Annotated in this window: 18 protein-coding genes and 1 pseudogene; 7 read left to right on the top strand and 12 right to left on the bottom strand. The window is 74.3% G+C overall.

Annotated elements, in window-relative coordinates:
* Positions 1-92 precede the first annotated feature (92 nt).
* A complete protein-coding gene (locus ABZW14_RS06350) occupies positions 93-1,694 on the top strand; it encodes an NAD(P)/FAD-dependent oxidoreductase (RefSeq protein WP_355340671.1) in 1,602 nt (533 codons plus the stop codon).
* Here the strand turns inward: ABZW14_RS06350 and ABZW14_RS06345 are convergent.
* On the bottom strand, positions 1,675-2,328 hold the full coding sequence (locus tag ABZW14_RS06345) for a TMEM175 family protein (RefSeq protein WP_355340931.1): 654 nt from the start codon (positions 2,326-2,328) through the stop codon (positions 1,675-1,677). The genes ABZW14_RS06350 and ABZW14_RS06345 overlap by 20 nt on opposite strands.
* A 106-nt stretch (positions 2,329-2,434) precedes the next feature.
* Complete coding sequence (locus ABZW14_RS06340; RefSeq protein ID WP_355340668.1) at positions 2,435-4,015, bottom strand: Rieske 2Fe-2S domain-containing protein; 1,581 nt, start codon at positions 4,013-4,015, stop codon at positions 2,435-2,437.
* A gap of 234 nt (positions 4,016-4,249) precedes the next feature.
* On the opposite strand from ABZW14_RS06340, the gene ABZW14_RS06335 reads away from it, so the two are divergent.
* A complete protein-coding gene (locus ABZW14_RS06335) occupies positions 4,250-4,474 on the top strand; it encodes a DUF2631 domain-containing protein (RefSeq protein ID WP_091268655.1) in 225 nt (74 codons plus the stop codon).
* A 76-nt stretch (positions 4,475-4,550) separates the two neighbouring features.
* On the opposite strand, the gene ABZW14_RS06330 is transcribed toward ABZW14_RS06335, so the two are convergent.
* From ABZW14_RS06330 to ABZW14_RS06295, 8 genes are all read right to left on the bottom strand, one after another.
* Positions 4,551-5,672, bottom strand: a complete 1,122-nt coding sequence (locus ABZW14_RS06330) for a DivIVA domain-containing protein (protein ID WP_355340665.1) — start codon at positions 5,670-5,672, stop codon at positions 4,551-4,553.
* Positions 5,673-5,701: 29 nt separating this feature from the next.
* Positions 5,702-6,847 carry a 23S rRNA (adenine(2503)-C(2))-methyltransferase RlmN gene (gene rlmN / locus ABZW14_RS06325; protein ID WP_313722551.1) on the bottom strand — a complete coding sequence of 382 codons (1,146 nt, stop codon included), beginning with the start codon at positions 6,845-6,847 and terminating at the stop codon, positions 5,702-5,704.
* A gap of 104 nt (positions 6,848-6,951) precedes the next feature.
* Complete coding sequence (locus ABZW14_RS06320) at positions 6,952-8,520, bottom strand: phosphatidate cytidylyltransferase (protein ID WP_355340661.1); 1,569 nt, start codon at positions 8,518-8,520, stop codon at positions 6,952-6,954.
* A gap of 256 nt (positions 8,521-8,776) precedes the next feature.
* A complete protein-coding gene (frr, locus tag ABZW14_RS06315) occupies positions 8,777-9,334 on the bottom strand; it encodes a ribosome recycling factor (protein ID WP_091268662.1) in 558 nt (185 codons plus the stop codon).
* Positions 9,335-9,420: 86 nt separating this feature from the next.
* Entirely contained in the window at positions 9,421-10,188 is a 768-nt protein-coding gene (gene pyrH, locus ABZW14_RS06310; protein ID WP_130332947.1) for a UMP kinase, read from the bottom strand.
* Positions 10,189-10,353: 165 nt separating this feature from the next.
* Positions 10,354-11,181 (bottom strand): translation elongation factor Ts, encoded by an 828-nt coding sequence (gene tsf, locus ABZW14_RS06305; RefSeq protein ID WP_355340658.1) that lies wholly within the window; start codon positions 11,179-11,181, stop codon positions 10,354-10,356.
* Between the two features lie 134 nt (positions 11,182-11,315).
* Positions 11,316-12,161: a 30S ribosomal protein S2 gene (rpsB, locus tag ABZW14_RS06300; protein WP_355340655.1), complete on the bottom strand. Its 846-nt coding sequence runs from the start codon at positions 12,159-12,161 to the stop codon at positions 11,316-11,318.
* Positions 12,162-12,519: 358 nt separating this feature from the next.
* Positions 12,520-13,662 (bottom strand): hypothetical protein, encoded by a 1,143-nt coding sequence (locus ABZW14_RS06295; RefSeq protein WP_355340652.1) that lies wholly within the window; start codon positions 13,660-13,662, stop codon positions 12,520-12,522.
* A gap of 197 nt (positions 13,663-13,859) precedes the next feature.
* Between ABZW14_RS06295 and ABZW14_RS06290 the strand changes: the two genes are divergently transcribed.
* From ABZW14_RS06290 to ABZW14_RS06280, 3 genes and pseudogenes are all read left to right on the top strand, one after another.
* Positions 13,860-14,219: a YraN family protein gene (locus tag ABZW14_RS06290; RefSeq protein WP_355340649.1), complete on the top strand. Its 360-nt coding sequence runs from the start codon at positions 13,860-13,862 to the stop codon at positions 14,217-14,219.
* Between the two features lie 2 nt (positions 14,220-14,221).
* Positions 14,222-15,741: pseudogene (locus tag ABZW14_RS06285) on the top strand (YifB family Mg chelatase-like AAA ATPase).
* Positions 15,738-16,967 (top strand): DNA-processing protein DprA, encoded by a 1,230-nt coding sequence (locus ABZW14_RS06280; protein ID WP_355340646.1) that lies wholly within the window; start codon positions 15,738-15,740, stop codon positions 16,965-16,967. Before ABZW14_RS06285 ends, ABZW14_RS06280 begins: the two are co-directional and overlap by 4 nt.
* Positions 16,968-16,985: 18 nt before the next feature.
* Here the strand turns inward: ABZW14_RS06280 and ABZW14_RS06275 are convergent, their stop codons facing one another.
* A complete protein-coding gene (locus tag ABZW14_RS06275; protein WP_355340643.1) occupies positions 16,986-17,327 on the bottom strand; it encodes a hypothetical protein in 342 nt (113 codons plus the stop codon).
* Positions 17,328-17,835: 508 nt separating this feature from the next.
* Between ABZW14_RS06275 and ABZW14_RS06270 the strand changes: the two genes are divergently transcribed.
* On the top strand, positions 17,836-18,972 hold the full coding sequence (locus tag ABZW14_RS06270) for a tyrosine-type recombinase/integrase (RefSeq protein WP_355340928.1): 1,137 nt from the start codon (positions 17,836-17,838) through the stop codon (positions 18,970-18,972).
* Between the two features lie 149 nt (positions 18,973-19,121).
* Positions 19,122-20,303: an aminotransferase class V-fold PLP-dependent enzyme gene (locus tag ABZW14_RS06265; RefSeq protein ID WP_355340640.1), complete on the top strand. Its 1,182-nt coding sequence runs from the start codon at positions 19,122-19,124 to the stop codon at positions 20,301-20,303.
* Here the strand turns inward: ABZW14_RS06265 and ABZW14_RS06260 are convergent.
* A complete protein-coding gene (locus ABZW14_RS06260; RefSeq protein WP_355340925.1) occupies positions 20,237-20,941 on the bottom strand; it encodes a M23 family metallopeptidase in 705 nt (234 codons plus the stop codon). The two genes, ABZW14_RS06265 and ABZW14_RS06260, sit on opposite strands and share 67 nt — an antisense overlap.
* Between the last annotated feature and the right edge of the window lie 139 nt (positions 20,942-21,080).

Genomic DNA, 21,080 nt, shown 5'->3' with positions numbered 1-21,080 from the left:
ATCATCGCGCAGAAAGGTGACCCGGGTTCTCGCGGCTCCGCTCTCGCCGACCCCTCCCCCGACCGGGCCTCCCGCCACTAGGCTGCCCGGGCATGAGCGATGCGAGTGAGCTGCCGTCCCGCGCCGACGTCGTCGTGGTCGGCTCCGGGCACAACGGTCTGGTCTCGGCGATCCTGCTGGCCCGCGCCGGCCTCGACGTGCTGGTGCTGGAGGCGGCCGAGGTGATCGGCGGCGCGACCCGCACCGAGAACCCGTTCCCCAAGGTGCCCGGGCTGCGGCACTCCACCGGGTCGTACCTGCTCGGGCTGATGCCGCCGGAACTGCTCGCCACCCTCGACGTGACGATCCCGGTGCTGCGCCGCGACCCGCACTACTTCCTGCCCACCCCGGGCGGGCTCGGCAGCCCGTACCTGCTGTTCGGCAGCGACGCCGCATCCTCCCGGCGGCAGGTCGCGGAGATGTTCTCCCCCGAGGACGCGGCCGCCGACGACGCCCTCCAGGCCGAACTGGCCCAGCTCCGCGAGGACCTGGCGCCCGCCTGGCTGGCCGAGCCGCTGCCGGTGGAGGAGACCGCCGAGCGCCTCGTCCGGCCCGCCCTCCGGCAGGTCTTCGTCGACCTGGTCCGCGGCTCGGTCGCCGACTACCTGGCCCGCTTCGACTTCCGCTCCGAACTGCTGGTCAGCATGTACGCGGTCACCGACGGCCTCTCCGGCCTGAACGCCGGCCCGGACGACCCGGGCACCGGCCACAACTTCCTGGTGCACAACATGTGCCGGCTGCCCGGCTCGGGCGGCACCTGGATGATCGCCGAGGGCGGCATGGGCACGGTGTCCCGGACCTTCGCCGACGCCGCCCGCGCGGCCGGCGCCCGCATCGTGACCGGCGCGCCGGTCACCGCCGTCACGCTGGACGGCGGCGCGGCGGCCGGGGTGGTGCTGGCCGACGGGCGGGAGGTGGCCGCCTCCGTGGTGCTCGGGGCCTGCGACCCGTACCGGCTGATGGACCTGCTGCCCGACGGCGCGCTCCCGGCGGAGCTGGGCGCGCGGATGGCGGCGGTCCGCCGGCCCGGCACCACACTCAAGCTCAACCTGGCACTGACCGGCCTGCCCCGCTTCTCCTGCCTGCCTGCGGACGCGCCGAGCCCGTTCGGCTCCACCATCCACCTGCTCCCCGGCTCGGCCTCGCTGGTCGGCGCCGGCGGCGAGCCGCCGATGGCCGCGCTGCGCGCCATGTGGGCGGACGTCCAGGCCGGGCGGCTGCCCGAGGAGCCGACCATCGAGTGGTACCTGCACACCACGGTCGACCCGTCGCTCTCCGACGGCGCCGGGCACCACTCGTCGGCGCTCTTCGTCCAGTCGGTCCCCTACGAGCTGGCCGGCACCACCTGGGACGCCGCGCTGCCCGGCTACGTCGACCGGCTCATCGACATCTGCGAGCGGTACGCCCCGGGCACCCGCGACCTGATCGCCGACGCGGTGCCGCTGCCCCCGCCGGGCATCGAGGCGCACTTCGGCATCACCGGCGGCCACATCCACCACGTCGACAACACCGTCTCGTTCACCGACCGGATGCCCTACGCCACCGGGATCGAGGGTGTCTACGCGGGCAGCGCCGGCTGCCACCCGGCCGGCAGCGTGATCGGCGCGGCCGGGCACAACGCCGCCCAGCGCATCCTCAGTGACCTCGGTCGCTGACCGCACCGCCGGCCTCGGCGGAGCGGGGCAGGTCGCCGGGGCGGCGGACGAGGGACAGGCCGACGAGCAGCAGCAGGTAGAGGAGCAGGCTGAGGATCGGGTCGACGAAGACGAAGGCGAAGGCGAGGGTGTAGAGCAGCGGGCGCACCACCAGCCGCCGCGAGACCGCCCGGGCCAGTTGCGGGTCCAGGTCGGGGTGGAGCAGCCGGTGCCGGCGTGCCCACCACCAGCTCAGGTTGAAGAAGAGCGACTCGCCCAGCACCGTGCCGAGGTAGAGGGCGGCGGTCAGTTGCTGCTCGGTCTCGCCGCGGCGCAGGTTGTCCGACAGCAGGTCGGCGGTGAACGGGATCGCCGCCACGAAGAGCAGCACGAGCAGGTTGAACATGAGCAGCACCTGGTCGACCCGGACCACGTACCGCCACATGTTGTGGTGGCCGAGCCAGATCTGGCCGGTGATCCCGAAGGTGATCACGTAGGCCAGGTAGGTCGGCCAGGCGTGGAGGAGGGCGTCGGGAAGCTCTCGCCCGGGATCCCGGGCCGGACCGTTCTGCAGCAGTTCGACGGCCATCACCGTCAGCGCGACGGCGAAGACGCCGTCGCTGAACGTCTCCACCCGGGAGGCGTCCCGGCTCATCTCCCGGTCGCGCACGAACCGGTAACCGCTCCTGCCCGCGCTGTCCGCCACGCCGCCCCCTTCCCGACTGATGGTCACCCGGCGGGGGCGGCGGGCGGGGGGAAACTCAGCTGATCGCCTCGCCCGCGGGGGCGGGGGTCTCCGCGTCGGCACGGTGGGCGCGGATCTTGTGGCCGACGCTGGTCAGGCAGCGGCCGCTGGACAGGTCGAACCGCCACCCGTGGAGCTGGCAGGTGAGCTGGTCGCCGTCGACGATGCCGAAGCGGCTCAGGTCCGCCTTGAGGTGCGGGCAGCGGCGCTGCACCACCCAGCCGTCGAGGGTGATGTCCTCGGCGTCGACGGCCCGCTCGTGCTCGTCGTACCAGCCCTCGGCGTACTGGAGGCGCTCCTCGGAGAGGCACTTGAAGAACGCGTAGACGAACTCGTTGTACTGGCCGATCCGGGCCGCCGAGAACCGGCAGGAGAGGAAGAGCGAGTTGACCCAGTCGACCTCGCCGATGTGCAGCAGGTGCTCGATCAGCGCCCGCTCGGTGCGGAACCGGTAGCGGACCTTCTCGTCCGCGTACGGCCGGACCTCCTTGCCCGGGAAGTCCACCACGATCGACTCGACGCTCTCACCGTCGTAGCCGACCAGGTCGAAGCGGACCGGGCCGCCCACGCCCTTGGCCAGGTAGATCGACTCGTCCAGCAGCGGCTCGATCCGGCGCTTCATCTCGCCCAGCACGTCCACCTCGGGGTGCCGCCAGGACGCCTTCTCCGCCTCGATGATCGGGCGCTTGCGCTCCCGCATCTCGTCCAGGTGGGCCCGCTTGTTCGCGAAGAACTCCTCGACCGGCACCGGGTGGGTGGTGGTCGCGCCCTCGGTGGTCACCTCGGCGACGCTGCCCGGCAGCAGGACGATGCCGTTGCTGCCGCCGACCTTCGCGTACTCGGACAGGAACACCGACTGGTCGGGGAAGATGTTGCCCTCGTCGCCGAAGACGTCGTTGAACTGGAACAGCTCGTCGTCGAGGAAGCACGGCGGGCCGGCGATCGGGAAGACGTGGTCGGCCTTCAGGTCGTCGATGTAGCGCCAGGTGCGGTCGAACTGCCGCTCCCGCTTCTGCTTGCCGAACGCGGTCTTCGCCGCCTGCGGCAGCTCGTAGACCATCGGGTACCAGATCGCGCCGGAGAACTGGAGCAGGTGGGCGTGCACGTGGCCCAGCTCGGCGAAGACGGTCAGGTCGGCCGGGCGGGCGTCGTTCTGATTGAGCAGCCGGACCCCGTCGTACTCGACCCAGAGCGACGAGTCGCCGATCGGGCCGTCGGTCGGGCTGGTCAGCGCCTGGATCATGATCTTCAGGCCGCCGGGCAGCTCCACGACCTGCTCGTTCGGGGCCTTGAGGAACTTGGTGAAGCCCAGCTCCCGCAGCTCGTCCTCCATCTCCGAGGTGGGGAACTCGGGCAGCAGGACCGTGGCGTCCTTGGAGATGTGGTCGCGCAGGTGCTTGGCGTCGAAGTGGTCCCGGTGCAGGTGCGACACGTAGAGGTAGTCGCACTGGCCGAGGGCCGCCCAGTCGAGCTGGGAGTTGTCCGGGAAGGGGAACCAGGAGGCGAAGTAGGCGGGGTTGACCCACGGGTCGCACAGGATGCTGCCCGCGGCCGTGTCGATCCGCATGCTGGCATGGCCCGTACCGGTCACTCGCACCGTAGTCCCCCTCAAAAAGGCATCAGGCGTACGTCAAGACGCTACCGGAGGCAGTGTGGTCGGCGTTCCGCGACGCCGGTAGTGACCTTCCGCCCCGCTCGGGCGGGTCCAACGGCCCGGGCCGCCGGGCAGGTCCGGAGATCCGGGCGGCCCGATCAGGTCGGACCCCGCACCGGGGCCGCCACGGGGCGTGCCAGACTAACCGGAGATCCGATCGCGAGGGAAGGACCGACAGTGGCAGGAAGTGAGCCGGTAACCGCGCCCGACCAGCACCGGCCGGGGCACCGCAAGTCGGGGCGGATCGGCGCGGTGCTCTCGGCGGTGGTGTTGGTGGTCATGGCGCTCTGCGGCAACCACGAGGGCAACGTGGAGAACATCTGGCTGTTCGGGCTCGCGGCGCTGCTGCTGGCCATCGTCATCGGCGACGCGGTGCTGCGCCGCAACGGCCTGCGGTCCTGACCGGCACGCGCTCGACCGGCACGAAGAAGGGCCCGCCCCCCGATCGGGGCGGGCCCTTTGCTCGTCGTGCGGAGGCTCAGCGGCCGAGCAGGATGTCCTGCACGTCCTTGAGCGCGGCGTCGACCTCGGCCTCGAAGTAGCCGCCGGGCACCAGCCCGAAGCGCAGGGTGTCCAGGTCCTTCGGGTTCACCGGCATCGGGTTGCGGCCCTGCATGCCGCCGAGCAGGGTCTCGAAGAACCGGTCGACCTGGTCCGGGTCGTACCCGCTGCCGAACCGGCGCACCTGGAAGCTGCGGCGGATCTGGTCGACCCGGTAGAGGTCGCTGCCGGGCGGGCCGGCCATGGGCGGACCCACCATGGGCGGACCGGCCATCGGCGGGCCGGACATCCCCGGGCCGCCGCCGTAGCCCTGGTCCGGGCCACCGTAGCCCTGGTCCGGGCCACCGTAGCCCTGGTCGGGGCCACCGTAGCCCTGGTCCGGGCCGTAGCCCTGCTGCGGCACCGGCGGCGGGCCGGCCGGGCCGCGACCGCGCAGGTCACGCAGGTCCCGCTCGGGCATCCGGATCTCGGCGGTCATGTCGGCGCGGCCGTGCCGGCCGGCCTCGAAGCCGTCAAAGCCTCCGTCCTGGCCGTAGCCACCCGGGCCGGGAGGCAGGCCGCGGGCGGGCGGGCCACCGTGACCCATCGGGGCGCCCGGACCCATCGGGCCGGGGCCACCCGGGCCCCGCGGCGCGTCGTAGCCGCCGCGCGGTCCGTCGTAGCCACCGGCGAAGGCGCCGGTCGGCTCGTCGTAGCGGTTGCCGTAGCGGTCGGCGGGCGGGCCGGCCTGCGCGGGCATCGGCCGGGGCGGCATCGGGGGCTGCGGCACGGGCGAGAGGCCACGGTCGTCACGCATCGGCGGGCCGAGCCGGTCAGCCATCCGGGGGTCGCCACCGCGCCCGCCGGGGGCGCCTCCGCGCTCCTCCAGCTCGGCGAGCTGCCGCTCGACCCGGTCGAGGTGCAGGTCGACCTGCCACTCGTCGTAGCCGTTGAAGCGGACCCGGAAGACGACGTCGTGGACCTCCTGGGAGGCCACGGGCGCGCCGACCGGCTGACCGGAGAGTGTCGCCTCGACCCGGTCCAGGAAGGCGTCGACCTCGTCGACCTTGTATCCCCGGCGGAGCGCCTTACGCCGGAAACGCTGACCCTGACTCGCCACTATGTCTCCTGGTCTCTACCGCTACGCCGTCACGCCGTTGCGGCGCGTGGGTCGCTGTCCCTGTCCTCGGCGGCGGCGAGCTGCCCACACGCCCCGTCGATCTCGCGACCCCGGGTGTCCCGCACCGTCGTGGACACCCCGGCGTCGCGCAACCGCCGGACGAACTCCCGCTCGACCGGCTTCGGGCTGGCGTCCCAGCGGCTGCCCGGAGTCGGGTTGAGCGGGATCAGGTTCACGTGGGCCAGCTTGCCGGCCAGCAGCCGCCCGAGCAGATCGGCTCTCCACGGCTGGTCGTTCACGTCCTTGATCATCGCGTATTCGATGGACACGCGACGCCCCGTCGTGTCCGCGTAGTCCCACGCCGCGTCCAGCACCTCGGACACCTTCCAGCGCTGGTTGACCGGCACGAGTTCGTCGCGCAGCTCATCATCGGGGGCGTGCAGCGACAACGCAAGGGTCACTGAGAGGTCTTCGCTGGCCAGTCGGCGGATGGCAGGAACGAGGCCGACCGTGGAAACGGTGATGTGCCGCTGGGACAGGCCGAGCCCCTCCGGGGCCGGGGCGACCAGGCGTCGGATCGCCGCCACCACCCGCGCGTAGTTCGCCAGCGGCTCGCCCATGCCCATGAACACCACGTGCGACAGGCGCGGCGGCGAGCCGGCCACCGCCCCCGATGCGGCCACCCCGGCCAGATAGACGGCCTGGTCGACGATCTCGGCGGTGGAGAGGTTGCGGGTGAGCCCGGCCTGGCCGGTCGCGCAGAACGGGCAGGCCATGCCGCAGCCCGCCTGGCTGGAGATGCAGACGGTGACCCGGTCCGGGTAGCCCATCAGCACGCTCTCCACCAGCGAGCCGTCGTGCAGCCGCCAGAGCGCCTTGCGGGTGGCGCCGTCGTCGCAGGCCATCTCGCGCACGGGGGTGAGCAGGGTGGGCAGCAGCGTGCCCGCCAGCCGCTCGCGGGTCGCCGCCGGCAGGTCGGTCATCCGCGCCGGGTCGCGGACCAGACGGCCGAAGTAGTGGTTCGAGACCTGCTTGGCGCGGAAGGCCGGTTCCCCCAGCTCGGTGACGAGCGCCTGCCGGCCCGGCAGGTCCAGGTCGGCGAGGTGACGGGGTGGCATCGCGGGCCGGCGGCCGCGGGCGTCGGGGTCTACGGAGATCAGCGGGAGGCTCGTCATGGCGCGTCCAGTCTGACACGCCGAACGGTGGACGCACCTGTCCGTGGGTGCCGAATCGGTCCCGACCGGCCGGCCGGGGCGGCGACACCCACGTGATTCACGCCTCAGCCCGCCATCGGCACGAAGACCGCCAGCAGCAGGTACGCCGTCGGCACCGCGAAGAGGATCGAGTCGAGGCGGTCCATGAGGCCGCCGTGCCCGGGAAGCAGGTTGCTCATGTCCTTGACTCCGAGATCCCGCTTGATCATCGACTCGGCGAGGTCGCCGAGGACCGCCGCGCCGGAGATCGCCACCCCGAACAGCGCGCCCCACCAGGGGGCCACGTCGAGCAGCAGCCAGAGCAGCAGGGCGCTGCCCGCGGCGGCCGCGGTCACCGAACCCCCGAAGCCCTCCCAGGACTTCTTCGGGCTGATCGTCGGGGCCATCGGGTGCTTGCCGAAGGCCACGCCCGCCGCGTAGCCGCCGGTGTCGGAGAGCACCACGGCGACCAGGGTGACCAGCACCCGCAGGTGACCGTCGTCGGGAGCGGCCGCCAGCATGGCCGCGAACCCGCCGAGGAATGGCACGTAGACCGCGATCAGGGTGGCCGCGGTGAGGTCGCGCTGGTAGTTGCCGGGGCCGTCGCCCAACCGCCAGATCATCGTGCCGAGCACGGTGACCAGCAGGCCGAGGCAGAGCGCGTCCGGGCCGGCGAACCAGGCCAGCCCGACGGTGATCACGCCACCGGCCATCAGCGGCACCAGCGGCGGGTGGGCGCCGCTGCGGCGCACCGCGCGGGCCATCTCCCAGCAGCCGATCGCCACGGCGGCGGCGATCACGGCGAGGAACGCCGGCAGGTAGAAGAAGAGCGGCAGCACGATGGCCGCGCCGAGGGCCAGCCCGACACCGATCGCGGCCGGCAGGTTGCGGCCGGCCCGGGAACTCTTCGGCTGGGTGGTCGGCGGACGGTCCGCGCTGGCCCGCCGCCGGCCCTTCGACCGGCGGGGCGTCGGCGCCTCCGGGTCCGGGCCGGGCTCGTCGCGCACCGCCGGGAGCTGGGTGGTCGGTTCGTCCCGCACCGGAGCGATCTGGGCGGTCGGGTACTCGTCGTCGGGCCGGTCGTGGCCCCGGTCCCGCGGGCTGGCGTGGTACCGCTCCCGTGGGTCGGCCGTCTGGCCCCGGTCCCGTGGGTCGTGCTCCCGCGGGTCGACGGTCCGGCCCGGGTCGCGCGGGTCGCGGTCCCGCAGGTCGGCGGTCCGGCCCCGGTCACGCGGGTCGTGCTCCCACGGGTCGGCGGTCCGGCCCCGGTCGCGCGGGTCGCGGTCCCGTGGGTCGACGGTCCGGCCCCGGTCGCTCGGGTCGCGGTCCCACGGGTCCCGGTCCGCGGGCCGGAAGGCGTCGGGGCCCGCGTCCCGGTGGCCCCGCCCGGCGTCCAGGTGGCCCGGGCCGCGGGGCGCCGGCTCCTCGCGCCGGCCCCGCTCGGCCGGCGGCCCGTCGTACGCCCGGCGACCGCGCGGCCCGTCGTGACGCTCAGCGGGTCGGGCGTACGGGTCGGCAGCGGGGCGGGCGTACGCCTCGGGACCGGCGCCCGGGCGCCAGGGGCCGGGCTCCAGGTCGGTCTCCGGCCAGGGCAGCGACGCCGGGCGGTCCCAGCCGCGCGGCTCGGCGTTGCCGTAGGGGTCGGGGTGGGACATCACGCACCGGCAGGCGGTACGGGAGCCACCACATGACGCAAGACCAAGACCATCCCCTACAGCCGCGAGCAGTTCCGGTTGACCGGCCCGACGGCCGGCCGACCCCCGCTGTTCACCCCGTGGTGGGCGGGAATCGTGCCGAGCCTACTGCACCCGGGACGCTCGCACGGCGGACGCCGTCCGGCACGACGACGGCACCGGGCCGCCACCCGTGGCGGGTGGCGACACACCGGTGCCGTGGCAGGTGCGCGGGCGCTCAGACCTCGAGCAGCTCGTTCTCCTTGTGCTTGACCAGCTCGTCCACGGTGGCGACGAAGCGCTGGGTCAGGTCGTCCAGCTCCTTCTCCGCGCGCCGGCCCTCGTCCTCGCCGACCTCGCCGTCCTTGACCAGGCGGTCCAGCTCTTCCTTGCCCTTGCGGCGGATGTTGCGGACGGCCACCTTGGCCTCCTCGCCCTTGTGCCGGGCGACCTTGATCATCTCGCGGCGCCGCTCCTCGGTCATCTGCGGGAGCACGATGCGCAGCTGGTTGCCCTCGTTGTTCGGGTTGACCCCGAGGTCCGAGTCGCGGATCGCCTTCTCCATGGCGTTGATCTGCGAGTTGTCGTACGGCTTGATGATCACCATGCGCGGCTCGGGCACGGCGATGGACGCCATCTGCGGCAGCGGGGTCGGGCTGCCGTAGTAGTCGATGACGATCCGGGAGAACATCGCGGCGTTGGCGCGACCGGTGCGGATCCCGCCGAACTCCTCTTTGGCGTGCTCGATGGCACGCTCCATCTTCTCCTCTGCCTCGAGGAGGGTGTCGTCGATCACCGGTCTCCTCGCCTCCTTCTGTCGCTCGTCGTGGGCTGTGCTGGTGCTGCTGTGTCGGAGGACCGCTGCCGGCTCGGCGGAACCGGTCAGGCGGTGATCAGGGTGCCGATCTTCTCACCGCCGACGGCACGGACGATGGTGTCGTCGCCCTGGGCGCCGAAGACCAGCATCGGGAGGCCGTTCTCCATGCAGAGGCTGAACGCCGCGGCGTCGGCCACCCGCAGGTTGCGGCGCAGCACCTCGGAGAAGGTGATCGAGTCGAGCTTGCTCGCCGTCGGGTCGACCCGGGGGTCGGCGGTGTAGACCGCGTCCACGCCGTTCTTGCTCATCAGAACCACGTCGGCGCGGATCTCCAGCGCCCGCTGGGCGGCCACCGTGTCGGTAGAGAAGTACGGCATCCCGGCGCCCGCGCCGAAGATGACCACGCGGCCCTTCTCCAGGTGCCGGATCGCCCGCAGCGGGATGTACGGCTCGGCGACCTGGGCCATGGTGATGGCGCTCTGCACCCGGGTCTCGATGCCCTCCTTCTCCAGGAAGTCCTGGAGGGCCAGGCAGTTCATCACCGTGCCCAGCATGCCCATGTAGTCGGCGCGCGCCCGGTCCATGCCGCGCTTCTGCAGTTCGGCGCCGCGGAAGAAGTTGCCGCCGCCGACCACCACGGAGACCTGCACGCCGCGGCGCACCACGGTGGCGATCTGCCGGGCGATGGCCTGCACGACGTCGGGGTCGACACCGATGGCGCCGCCACCGAAGACCTCACCGGAGAGCTTCAGCACCACCCGGCGGGCCCGACCGGGCGGCGGGGCGGTCGGGTCATCCGCCGCCAGGCTCCGGTCACTCACAACCTGCGTCATCCGCCCCGCCCCTTCCGTCGCGCACCTCGTGGGCGCCGCGTAACGCGTACCTGCCGCTGCCGACCCTATGTGACGAGGAGGCCGCGGTGCCTGTCACGTACACCGGCGGCCTCCTCGTCGAAGATTTCCCTGCGCCCGGGCGCGTCATGCGCCCGGTACGGCGGCTCAGGCCTGGCCGACCTCGAACCGCACGAAGCGGGTCACCTCGATGCCGGCGTCGGCCAGCAGCTGCTTCACCGTCTTCTTGTTGTCGGCGACCGACGCCTGCTCCAGCAGGACGAAGTCCTTGAAGAAGGCGTTGACCCGGCCCTCGACGATCTTCGGCAGCGCCGCCTCGGGCTTGTTCTCCTCGCGGGCGGTCTGCTCGGCGATGCGCCGCTCCGACTCGACGGTCTCGGCCGGAACCTCGTCGCGGGTCAGGTACTTCGGGCGCATGGCGGCGATCTGCATGGCCACGCCGCGGGCATCCGCGTCGCCGGCCTCGTCCGCCTTGCCCGAGTACTGCACCAGCACGCCGACCGCCGGGGGCAGGTCCTGGCTCTTGCGGTGCAGGTAGACCGCGGTGGTGCCGTCGAGCTTGGCGAAGCGGTTGAGCACCAGCTTCTCGCCGATCTTGGCGGACTGCTCCTGGATCAGGTCAGCCACGGTCTTGCCGTCGATGGTGCTGGCGAGCAGCTCCTCGGCGTTGTTCGCGCCGCTGGCCACACCGTGCTCGACCAGCTGCTGGGCCAGCGCGATGAAGGCGTCGTTCTTGGCCACGAAGTCGGTCTCGCAGTTGAGCTCGAGCAGCGCCTGGCCGGCGTGGGCGATGAGGCCGTTGGCGGCCGTGCGACCGGCCCGCTTGCCGACGTCCTTGGCGCCCTTGACGCGCAGGATCTCGATGGCCTTGTCGAAGTCGCCCTCGGCCTCGGTCAGGGCCTTCTTGGAGTCCATCATGCCGGCGCCGGTGAGGTCCCGGAGCTTCTTGACGTCCGCGGCGGTGAAGTTGGACATGACTCTCTCTTCGGTGTCTGAGACTGCGTCGGATGGTCTGGCTGCCGGTTACCCGGAACCGGGCAGGTTCTGCCCGGCGTACCCGTCGCGCCCCACCGGCCGGGAAATCGGACGGTGGGGACGCGACGGCGCGATCACTCCGCGGCGGCGGTCGCCGGCTGCTCGGCGGCCGCGGGCTGCTCGTCGGCCTTCTTCGGCTCCTCGAGCAGCTCGCGCTCCCACTCGGCCAGCGGCTCGTCGGCGCCGACCTGGCCCGGCTCGGGCTTCTCGTCGGCGCCACGGCCGCGGCCGGAGCGGGCGATCAGACCGTCGGCGACGGCGGCGGCGACGACCTTGGTCAGCAGCTCGGCCGAGCGGATCGCGTCGTCGTTGCCCGGGATCGGGAAGTCGACCTCGTCCGGGTCGCAGTTGGTGTCGAGCACGGCGATCACCGGGATGCCCAGCTTGCGGGCCTCGTCGACGGCGATGTGCTCCTTCTTGGTGTCGACGATCCAGACCGCGGCCGGGAGCTTCTGCATGTCACGCAGACCACCGAGGGTCTTGGACAGCTTGTCCTTCTCGCGGGAGAGCTGGAGGGTCTCCTTCTTGGTGTAACCGGCGGCGGTGCCGCTCAGGTCACCCAGGGCCTCGAGCTCCTTCATCCGCTGGAGCCGCTTGTACACCGTCTGGAAGTTGGTCAGCATGCCGCCGAGCCAGCGGTGGTTCACGTACGGCTGGCCGACCCGGGTCGCCTGCTCGGCGATGGCCTCCTGGGCCTGCTTCTTGGTGCCGACGAAGAGGATGCTGCCGCCACCGGCGACGGTGGTGCGCACGAAGTCGTACGCCTTCTCGATGTAGTCGAGGGTCTGGCGCAGGTCGATGATGTAGATACCGTTGCGCTCGGTGAAGATGAAGCGCTTCATCTTCGGGTTCCAGCGCCGGGTCTGGTGCCCGAAGTGGACACCGCTCTCCAGCAGCTGACGCATGGTCACGACGGCCATGGTGGGTACTCCCTGTTCATCCCTGGTTGTCCCGTCCGGCCGGCGGCCGGACGCCTGGCGCCCGGTCGCCGGCCATGGTGGGCCCGATCAAGATCGGGACCAGGGAGGCCGCCGCCCCACGAGAGGTCCGTGGAGAGGGCGCGCGAGGTCGACCGCGCATGGCGGTCGCCAGTCGACCAGTGTACGCCCCTTCTCCGCCCCCCGGTCCCGGGGTGCGGGAACGCCCATCCGGCCCCTTTCGGGACGCCCGCTCCGCAGTGCCTCATCCGGGCCCGGAGATCCGTCGGGCTGCCGGGGCAGGCTGCCCGCACAGCGGGTCAGTCTGCGGGTCGGCCGCCGACCAGGGCTGCGGGTCAGGTCAGCCGGCGGCCAGGGCGGCGGCGAGGAAGAGCACCAGGCCGACGGTCAGGTAGGCGGTCGGCGGGCGGAGCCAGCCGCGGCTGCCGTCGGCGAGTGCCAGCCCTCCGGTGCGCAGCCCGTACAGGCCGGTGCCGAAGATCGGCAGGCCGACCACCAGGAACGTGCCCACCACGACGTGCGAGGTGGAGACCGGGTCGCCCACCAGGCCCCGCAGCAGCACCCGCAGCGCGGGAACCTCCAGGACCAGCACCATGACCGCGAGCAGCACGGCGAGAGCCGGACGGCGGGTCCGGTAGACCCCGTCGCCGGGCGGCGGGCCGTCCGGCCGGGGCGCGACCGACGGCATGGGGCCGGTGGGCATCTCCAGCGGGTGCGGGACCGGTCCGGCCGCCACCTCCGGCGCGGGGCCGCCCGGGCGTTCCCCGACGACGAGCGGGGTCGCCGCGCCGGGGTGGGGCCGGTCCCCCACGGTGATCGGCGTCGGACCGGAATGGGCCGGCGCCGGAGCGGCGTGGGTCGGCATCGGACCGGCGTGGGCCGGCATCGGACCGGCGTGAGTCGGCGTCAGCCCGGCGTGGGCCGGCATCGGACCGGCGTGAGTCGGCGTCAGCCCGGCGTGGGCCGGCATCGGACCGGCGACGTGGGTCGGCGTCGGACCGGCATGGGCCGGCTCGGCGGGACGGTTCGTCTCGACGACCGGGTAGCCGCCCAGCGGGCCGGGACGCAGCGGGTCGGCGGTGCGGTCGCCGCCGAACGGGTCGGCGGTGCGGTCGCCGCCGAACGGGTCGGCGGTGCGGTCGCCGCCGAGCGGGTCGGCGGTGCGGTCCGGCCCCAGCGGATCGGCGGACTCGCGGGCCGCCCGCCGGGCGCCGCGCTCCCCCGGCAGCTCGCCGGAGGTCTCCACCGGATCGTCCAGCCGGTGCGGTCGCCAGCTGCCCGTGTCGTCGCCCAGCGGGTCGTCGTTCCCGAACCGGGCCGGGTCGCCGTACCGGTTCTCGCCGGTGCGCTGCTCCGGGGCGGGGAAGTCGTCGCGGTAGCGCGGTTCGCCTGCGGCGCGCCAGTCCTGCTCGTAGCCGCGGTCGCCCCAGTGCGGCCCCTGCTGATCGTCGGGAAAGCTCCGTCGTCCGTCCACGACCGGCACGGTATGCGACGGGCACCACGCGCGCCATCCGGGCCACTCGGGGCATGGCCGCAGGTCAATGCCGAGTCGCCGAGTCGCCGTCCGCGTCGGCCCGTCCGGCCTAGCACAACGGGCGCATGATCGTGCGCCCGTCCACAGGGCCTCCCGTCGTCCACAGGGCGCCCCGCCGCCGGCACGAACGCCCCACTCTGACCGGCATGACGAAGCGGAACCAGGCGGTCGGGGCGTACGGCGAGCGGTGCGCGGTCCGGCACCTGATCGAGGCGGGGCTGCGCCCGGTCGCCCGGAACTGGCGCTGCCCCGAGGGGGAGATCGACATCATCGCCTGGGACGGGCCGGTGCTCGCCTTCTGCGAGGTGAAGACCCGGCGCACGGAGGAATTCGGCAGCCCGGCCGAGGCGGTGGTGCGCGCCAAGGCTCGCCGGCTGCGCGGGCTGGCCGCCCGCTGGCTCGCCGCGACGGGCACGACCGCCGAGGAGGTCCGCTTCGACGTCCTGGCGGTCCGGCTCCCGGTCGCCGGGCCGGCCCGGGTCGAGCACCTGAGAGGCGCGTTCTGACCATGAGCTACGCCAAGGTGCTCTGCGTGGGCCTGGTCGGGATGGCCGGGCACGTGGTGGAGGTGGAGGCCGATCTGGCCCCGGGCTTGCCCGGCGTGGTGATCTCCGGCCTGCCCGACACCGCGCTGCACGAGGCCCGGGACCGGGTCCGCGCGGCCATCGTCAACTCCGGCCAGAAGTGGCCGAACCGCCGGATCACCCTCAACCTGCTGCCGGCCACCCTGCCGAAATACGGCTCGGCCTTCGACCTGGCCATCGCCGTGGCGGTGCTCGGCGGCTCGGGCGAACTGCCGCTCGTGCCGCTGGACGCCACGGTGGTCCTCGGCGAGCTGGGCCTCGACGGCACGGTCCGCCCGGTGCGCGGCGTGCTGCCGATGGTGGCCGCCGCGGCCCGGGCCGGGTTCGTCCACGTCGTGGTGCCGGCCGGTAACGCCGCCGAGGCGGCGGTGATCCCGGGCGTGCGGGTACGCGCCGTGGACACCCTGCATCGGCTGGTCGCCTTCGTCCGCGACGGCACGCCGCTGCTCGCTCCGCCGGCCGACCCGCCCGCGCCGGTGGCCGGCGGGCCGGATCTCGCCGATGTGGCCGGGCAGCGGCTCGGCCGGCGGGCGTTGGAGGTGGCTGCGGCCGGCGGGCACCACCTGGCGCTGCTCGGCCCGCCGGGCGCCGGCAAGACCATGCTCGCCGAGCGACTCCCCTCGGTCCTGCCGGAACTCGACGACGACGCCGCTCTGGAGGTCACCGCCCTGCACTCGATCGCCGGCCTGCTGCCGCCCGGTGGCCGGCTGCTCCGCCGGCCTCCGTTCCAGGCGCCGCACCACACCGCCACGGTGCCCGCGCTGGTCGGCGGCGGGTCGGGACTGGCCCGGCCCGGGGCGGTGTCGCTGGCCCACCGGGGCGTGCTCTTCCTCGACGAGGCCGCCGAGTTCAGCAAGGGGGCGCTGGAGGCGCTGCGCCAGCCGCTGGAGAACGGCCGGGTCCGGGTCGCCCGCACGCAGGGGTCCACCGAGTACCCGGCGCGGACGCAACTGGTGCTCGCCGCCAACCCGTGTCCCTGCGCCAAGCCGTCGGGCGACGTCGACTGCGAGTGCACCCCGCTGGCCCGGCGGCGCTACCTGGGCCGGCTCTCCGGCCCGCTGCTCGACCGGGTCGACGTGCAGGTGCGCCTGCCCCCGGTCCGCGCGGCGGAGCTGCTGCAGACCGGCACGCCCAACGAGTCGTCTGCGACAGTCGCGGCCCGGGTAGCGGCGGCGCGCCGGGCCGCCGCCGACCGGTGGGCCTCGACCGGTCGGCGACCAACGCCGAGATCCCCGGCCCGTACCTGCGCCGGCCACCGTGGCGCCTGCCGGGGCCGGACACCCGGGAGCTCCGCAAGCGCCTCGACACCGGTTCGCTGTCGGCGCGCGGCTTCGACCGGGTCGTCCGGCTCGCCTGGACCATCGCCGACCTGGACGGGCGCGACCGCCCCGACGGCGGGGACATCGCGGAGGCCATCCAGCTGAGGACGGGAGAGGGCGCATGACCGGCACGGAGGAACGCCTGCTGGCGCGGGTGGCGTTGACCTGGCTCGCCGAGCCCGGCACCTGGTCGGTGCACCGGCTGGTGGACCAACTCGGCCCGGTGGCCGCACTCGACCTGCTCCTGGACGGCGGGGCACCGGACACGACGCTCCGGTCGGCCGTGGCGGCGCGGTCCGCCGCCGGTGCGGCGCGAGAGGTCGCTGAGCAAGCTCTCCACCGCACCGAGCGGCTCGGCGCACGGGTGGTCACCCCCGAGGACGAGGAGTGGCCGGCCCAGGTGGCCGACCTGCGCGGGCTGCTGCTGTCGGGGGCACGCCGGCGGGTCGACCTGGAAACGGCCCCGCCGCTCTGCTTCTGGGCACGCGGGGCGTGGCCGCTGGGCGAGGCGCTGGCGCGGTCGGTCGCCGTGGTCGGTGCCCGGGCGGCCACCCCGTACGGCACCCATGTCGCCACCGAGCTGGGGTACGGGCTGGCCGACCGGGACTGGACGGTGGTCTCGGGCGGGGCGTTCGGCATCGACTCCGCCGCGCACCGGGGCGCCCTGACCGCCGGCGGGCTGACGGTCGCCGTGCTGGCATGCGGACTGGACCGCCCGTACCCGATGGGCAACGCCGCGCTGTTCGACCGGATCGCCGAGACGGGCCTGCTGATGAGCGAGTGGATGCCCGGCGCGGAGCCGCTGCGGCCCCGGTTCCTCATCCGCAACCGGGTGATCGCGGCGGCGACCACGGGCACGGTGCTGGTGGAGGCGGCGGCCCGCAGCGGCGCGACGCAGACCCTCAACCGGGCGATCGGCGTGGGCCGCCCCGCGATGGTGGTGCCGGGGCCGGTCACCTCGGCCATGTCGGTCGGCGCGCACGAGGTGCTGCGCGAGCACCACAAAGCGCGGCTGGTGACCGGCACCGCCCACGTGCTGGAGGAGGTGGGACGGATCGGGTACGACCTGGCGCCACCCGCCCGCGCCCCGGAACGCCCGCGCGACCAGCTCGACGACGAGGCGGCCCAGGTGCTGGAGGCGCTGCCCCGCCGGAAGGCGATCGGCGTGGAGCGCGTCGCGGCCCGCGCCGGGGTGGACCTGCGCACCGCGATGCGCAAGCTCTCCATGTTGGAGGAGCTGGCCATGGTGGTGCGCCGCGACGACGGCTACGCCCTCGCACCGCCGCCGGCCGGGAGCGACCGGCCGCCGAGCGGCGTCAGCCCGAGTCCGTTGGTGAACCCGCCGTGCTGAGCTGCCCGGTCCGTGCGCTCAGTCGCCCTCGAACCGGATCTCGGCGTCGCGCCTGTTCAGGCAGCGCCGGGCGAGCAGAACCAGCCGGCGGACCTGGTCGACCTCGGCCGGTGCCCGGGCCACCTCGGCCAGGCAACGCAGCTCGTCCAGCAGTTGCGGCACCCCCTCGGCGTCCACCACCAGTTCACCGAGCGGGTCGACCCGGTCCAGCAGCGGCGTACGACCTCCGCCCCGCACCCGCTTGAGCAGATCCAGCAGGACATCGTTCGGGTCCGCGACGACGTCCGTCGAGACGTACGACGGTCGGCGGCGGGCGGGTCCGGCCCGCACCTGCCGGTAGAGGACGGCATCCACCCCCATGCTCGGTCCCTCCTCCCGCCGGCGTCGCCACCCCGGTGACGCCCGTTCCGACCCGTCTCGCCAGTCACCTTTCCGCGCCGCCACCACGCCGGTACGCCCCGGCGCTCGCCGCCCCGCCGTGACGGGGTGTCGGCACCCGCTGGCGACGCCGGCCGTTCGCCCGAAGGCGAACCCGGGAATGTCGCCACTGTCCTTTTCGTAGCCACAGTTTCCCCTGTCCAGGGCCGGGTCAGCCACCCCGAACGGCGTGCCGCGCCCACATCAGGCCCGGTTTTTTCGATCAGTCAGCCGGATCCGGGGACGGTGCCCGGTCAGCCTGGCCCGGCGGGCTCCGGCCGGAGCGGCGGCCGGCCGTCCTCCGCGGGCGCCCGTAGGCTGATCGCGTGTTCCCGCCCGCCCCCACTCCGGAGCGCGCCGGCAGCGTCGGCACGGACGAGTCACCCGGAGTTCCCCGGTGACTGACCAGCGGCGTGGCACGCGGGCGGCCCACGAGGCGCTGCCCGCTGCGATGCGGGAGGCGGTGGACGACTTCGCCGACCACCTGGCCCGGGTGCGCAACAGGTCCGCGCACACCGTACGGGCGTACGTGACGGACCTCGTCTCGCTGCTCGACCACGCGGTGCGGATGGGGTGCGCCGACCTGTCGGAGCTGGACCTGACCGTGCTGCGGAGCTGGCTGGCGAAGCAGCGGACCATGGGCGCGGCCCGGACGTCCCTCGCCCGGCGGGCCGCCGCCGCGCGCACCTTCAGCGCCTGGGCGCACCGGGCCGGCCTGCTGGCCGGTGACGTGGCCGCGCCGCTGGCCAGCCCGAAGGCGCACCGCGAACTGCCCACCGTCCTGCGGGCCGACCAGGCCGCCGCGCTGATGGACGCCCCCGACCTGAGCCGGCCCCGGACACCGACGGGCGCCGACCATGCCGCATCCACCCGGCACGAACACGACGCGCGGCCCGGAGGCGGACACGACGCACGGACCGGGGGCGGGCACGCCGAGCCGGCCCGGCACCAGGGCGACAGCCGGGGCAACGGCGGGGGCGCCGGGTCGACGGGGAACGAGGACGAGGCGCCGGCCGCTTCCGCATCGGCCGGCAGCGGGATCGCGAGCGCGGGGCGGGCCGGGGACGGTTCCGGCGAGCCCGACGCGGTGCTGCTGCGGGACCGGCTGCTGCTCGAACTGCTCTACGGCACCGGCGTGCGGATCAGCGAGGCCTGCGGCCTCGACGTCACCGACGTCGACCAGGCCCGCCGGGTGGTACGCGTCCTCGGCAAGGGCGGACGGGAACGGGCCGTGCCCTACGGGGTGCCTGCGCAACGGGCCCTGGACGCCTGGCTCGCCCAGGGCCGGCCGGCCCTGGCGGTGCCCCGCTCGGAACGCGCGCTGCTGCTCGGGGCCCGCGGCGGCCGGCTCAACCCCACCACCGCGCGCCGGATCGTCGCCGGGTACGCCGACGCCGCCGGCCTGCCCCGGGTGACCCCGCACGGGCTGCGGCACTCGGCCGCCACCCACCTGCTGGAGGGCGGCGCGGACCTGCGTGCCGTGCAGGAGTTGCTGGGGCACTCCTCACTGGCCAGCACACAGATCTACACCCACGTCTCGGTGGAGCGGCTGCGGGCGGCATACCGGCAGGCGCACCCGCGCGCCTGACCACGGAGCGGGCTTGCGCGCCCGTGCCGCCGGGAAGCGCGGGCGGCATACGACAGGCTCACCCGGCGCCTGACCAAGGGGGCGGGATCGCGCGCCCGTACCGAACGGAAGCGGCGGGTTGATGATCCACGGCGGGCTACGATCGCCCGATGACGGTTCCGCAGCCGCCCGAGCCGATCCCCGGGGCTCGCCTGCTCTTCTCCCTCGACCCGTCGGTCAGTCATCTGAACCACGGATCGTTCGGTGCGGTGCCGATCGCCGTGCAGCGCGCCCAGCAGCGCCTGCGCGACGAGATGGAGGCCAACCCGCTCCGCTTCTTCACCCAGGGCCTGGTGGACCGGATCGCTCACACGCGGCGGCACCTGGCCACCTTCCTGGGCGCGGATCCTGAGGGAACCGCTCTGGTCGGCAACGCCACCACCGGTGCCGCCATCGTGCTCCAGTCGCTGGGGCTGGGCCCGGGTGACGAGGTGGTGACCACCGACCACGGGTACGGGGCGGTGGGCTTCTCGGTGGAACGGGAGTGCGCGCGGACCGGGGCGGTGTCACGGGTCCTGCCGGTGCCGCTGACCGCCACCGACGAGGAGGTCGTGGAGATCGTCCGTGCCGGGCTGCGCCCCGGGCGGACCCGGCTGCTGATCGTCGACCAGATCACCTCGCCGACCGCCCGGCTCTTCCCCACGGCGGCGATCGTCGGCGTGGCCCGGGAGCAGGGGGTGCCCGTGCTGGTCGACGCCGCGCACGCCCCGGGCATGCTGCCGACGACGGTGGCCTCGGTCGGCGCCGACTTCTGGGTCGGCAACCTGCACAAGTGGGCGTACGCGCCGCGCGGCACCGCCGCGCTGGTGGTGGCCGAGCCGTGGCGGGAGCGGATCCAGCCGCTGGTCGTGTCGTGGGAGCAGGCCAGCGGGTTCCCGACCCGGGTGGAGTGGCAGGCGACCCTCGACTACACCGGCTGGCTGGCCGCCCCGGTGGGCCTGTTCACCCTGCGCAGCCTCGGCCTGGAGCGGGTGCGGGCGCACAACGCGGCGCTGGCCGCGTACGGGCAGCGGGTGGTCGGGGACGCGCTCGGGGTGGCGCCGGCCGACCTGCCCGACCCCGGCGGACCGGCGGTCGCCATGCGGCTGATCCCGCTGCCGCCCGGCGTCGCCACGACCCTGGACGCGGCGCGGGACCTGCGAACCCGGATCGCGGACCGCCTCTCGGCCGAGGTGTCGACGGCCGCCTGGAAGGGTCGCGGCTACCTGCGCCTGTGCGGCCAGGTCTACAACACTCCGGACGAGTACGACCGGCTGGCCGTCCGGCTGCCCACGCTGCTCGCCCAGGGCTGAGCGGCAGGTCCGGCGGGCGGCGGTTCGAGCGGGAGCAGCCGGATCGGGCCGAGCCCGAGCAGGGCGAGGGGATCCAGGTAGTCATCGCCCCGGCGCAGCCCCCAGTGCAGGCACGCCGCCGCGAGGCAGCCCGGGTGCCCGGCCAGCAGCCGGCCGATCGGCGTGCCGGCGGCGACCCGGGCACCGGCGGCCGGGCCGGGGCGGACGGGCTCGTAGGTGGTGCGCAGCCCGTCGGTGTGCCCGACGGTGACCACCGGCCGCCCGGCCACCGTGCCGGCGAAGAGGACCACCCCCGCGCCCGCCGACCGCACCTCGACGCCCGGGGTGGCGGCCAGGTCCACGCCCCGGTGCCCGGGCAGCCAGGGCTGCGGCGGCGGATCGAACCGGCGCACGACGCGGGGCGTGCCGGGCAGCGGCCAGCGGAACCGCGCCGCCGACGCCCCGGACGCCGGCGCCGCGACCGGCCGCGCCACCGGCGTCACCACTCCCCGACCGGAAGGCGGCGCCAGCGCGAACGGCCGGGCCGCCGGGCCCACCACCCCCGGACCGGAGGCCGGCAACACCGCGGTCGCCGGCGCCTCGGACGCCACCCCGGCGCCGGCCGGCACGGGACGGGTAACCGGCGGGGCCGGGACCATGAGCAGCACGATCACGAGGGCCACGCGGGCCGGTTTCGACGACACGTCCGCACTCTGCCGGTACGGCAGCACCGGCCGCGACCTCGGCACCGGCGCCACTGTGGACAACCACCCACCTGTGGACAACCCCCACCGTCGG

This window comes from Micromonospora sp. NPDC004551, assembly GCF_040609975.1.
Taxonomy (GTDB): domain Bacteria; phylum Actinomycetota; class Actinomycetes; order Mycobacteriales; family Micromonosporaceae; genus Micromonospora.
The sequence above is the reverse complement of the archived record's forward strand: the minus strand, read 5'-3'. Positions and strand labels throughout refer to the sequence as shown.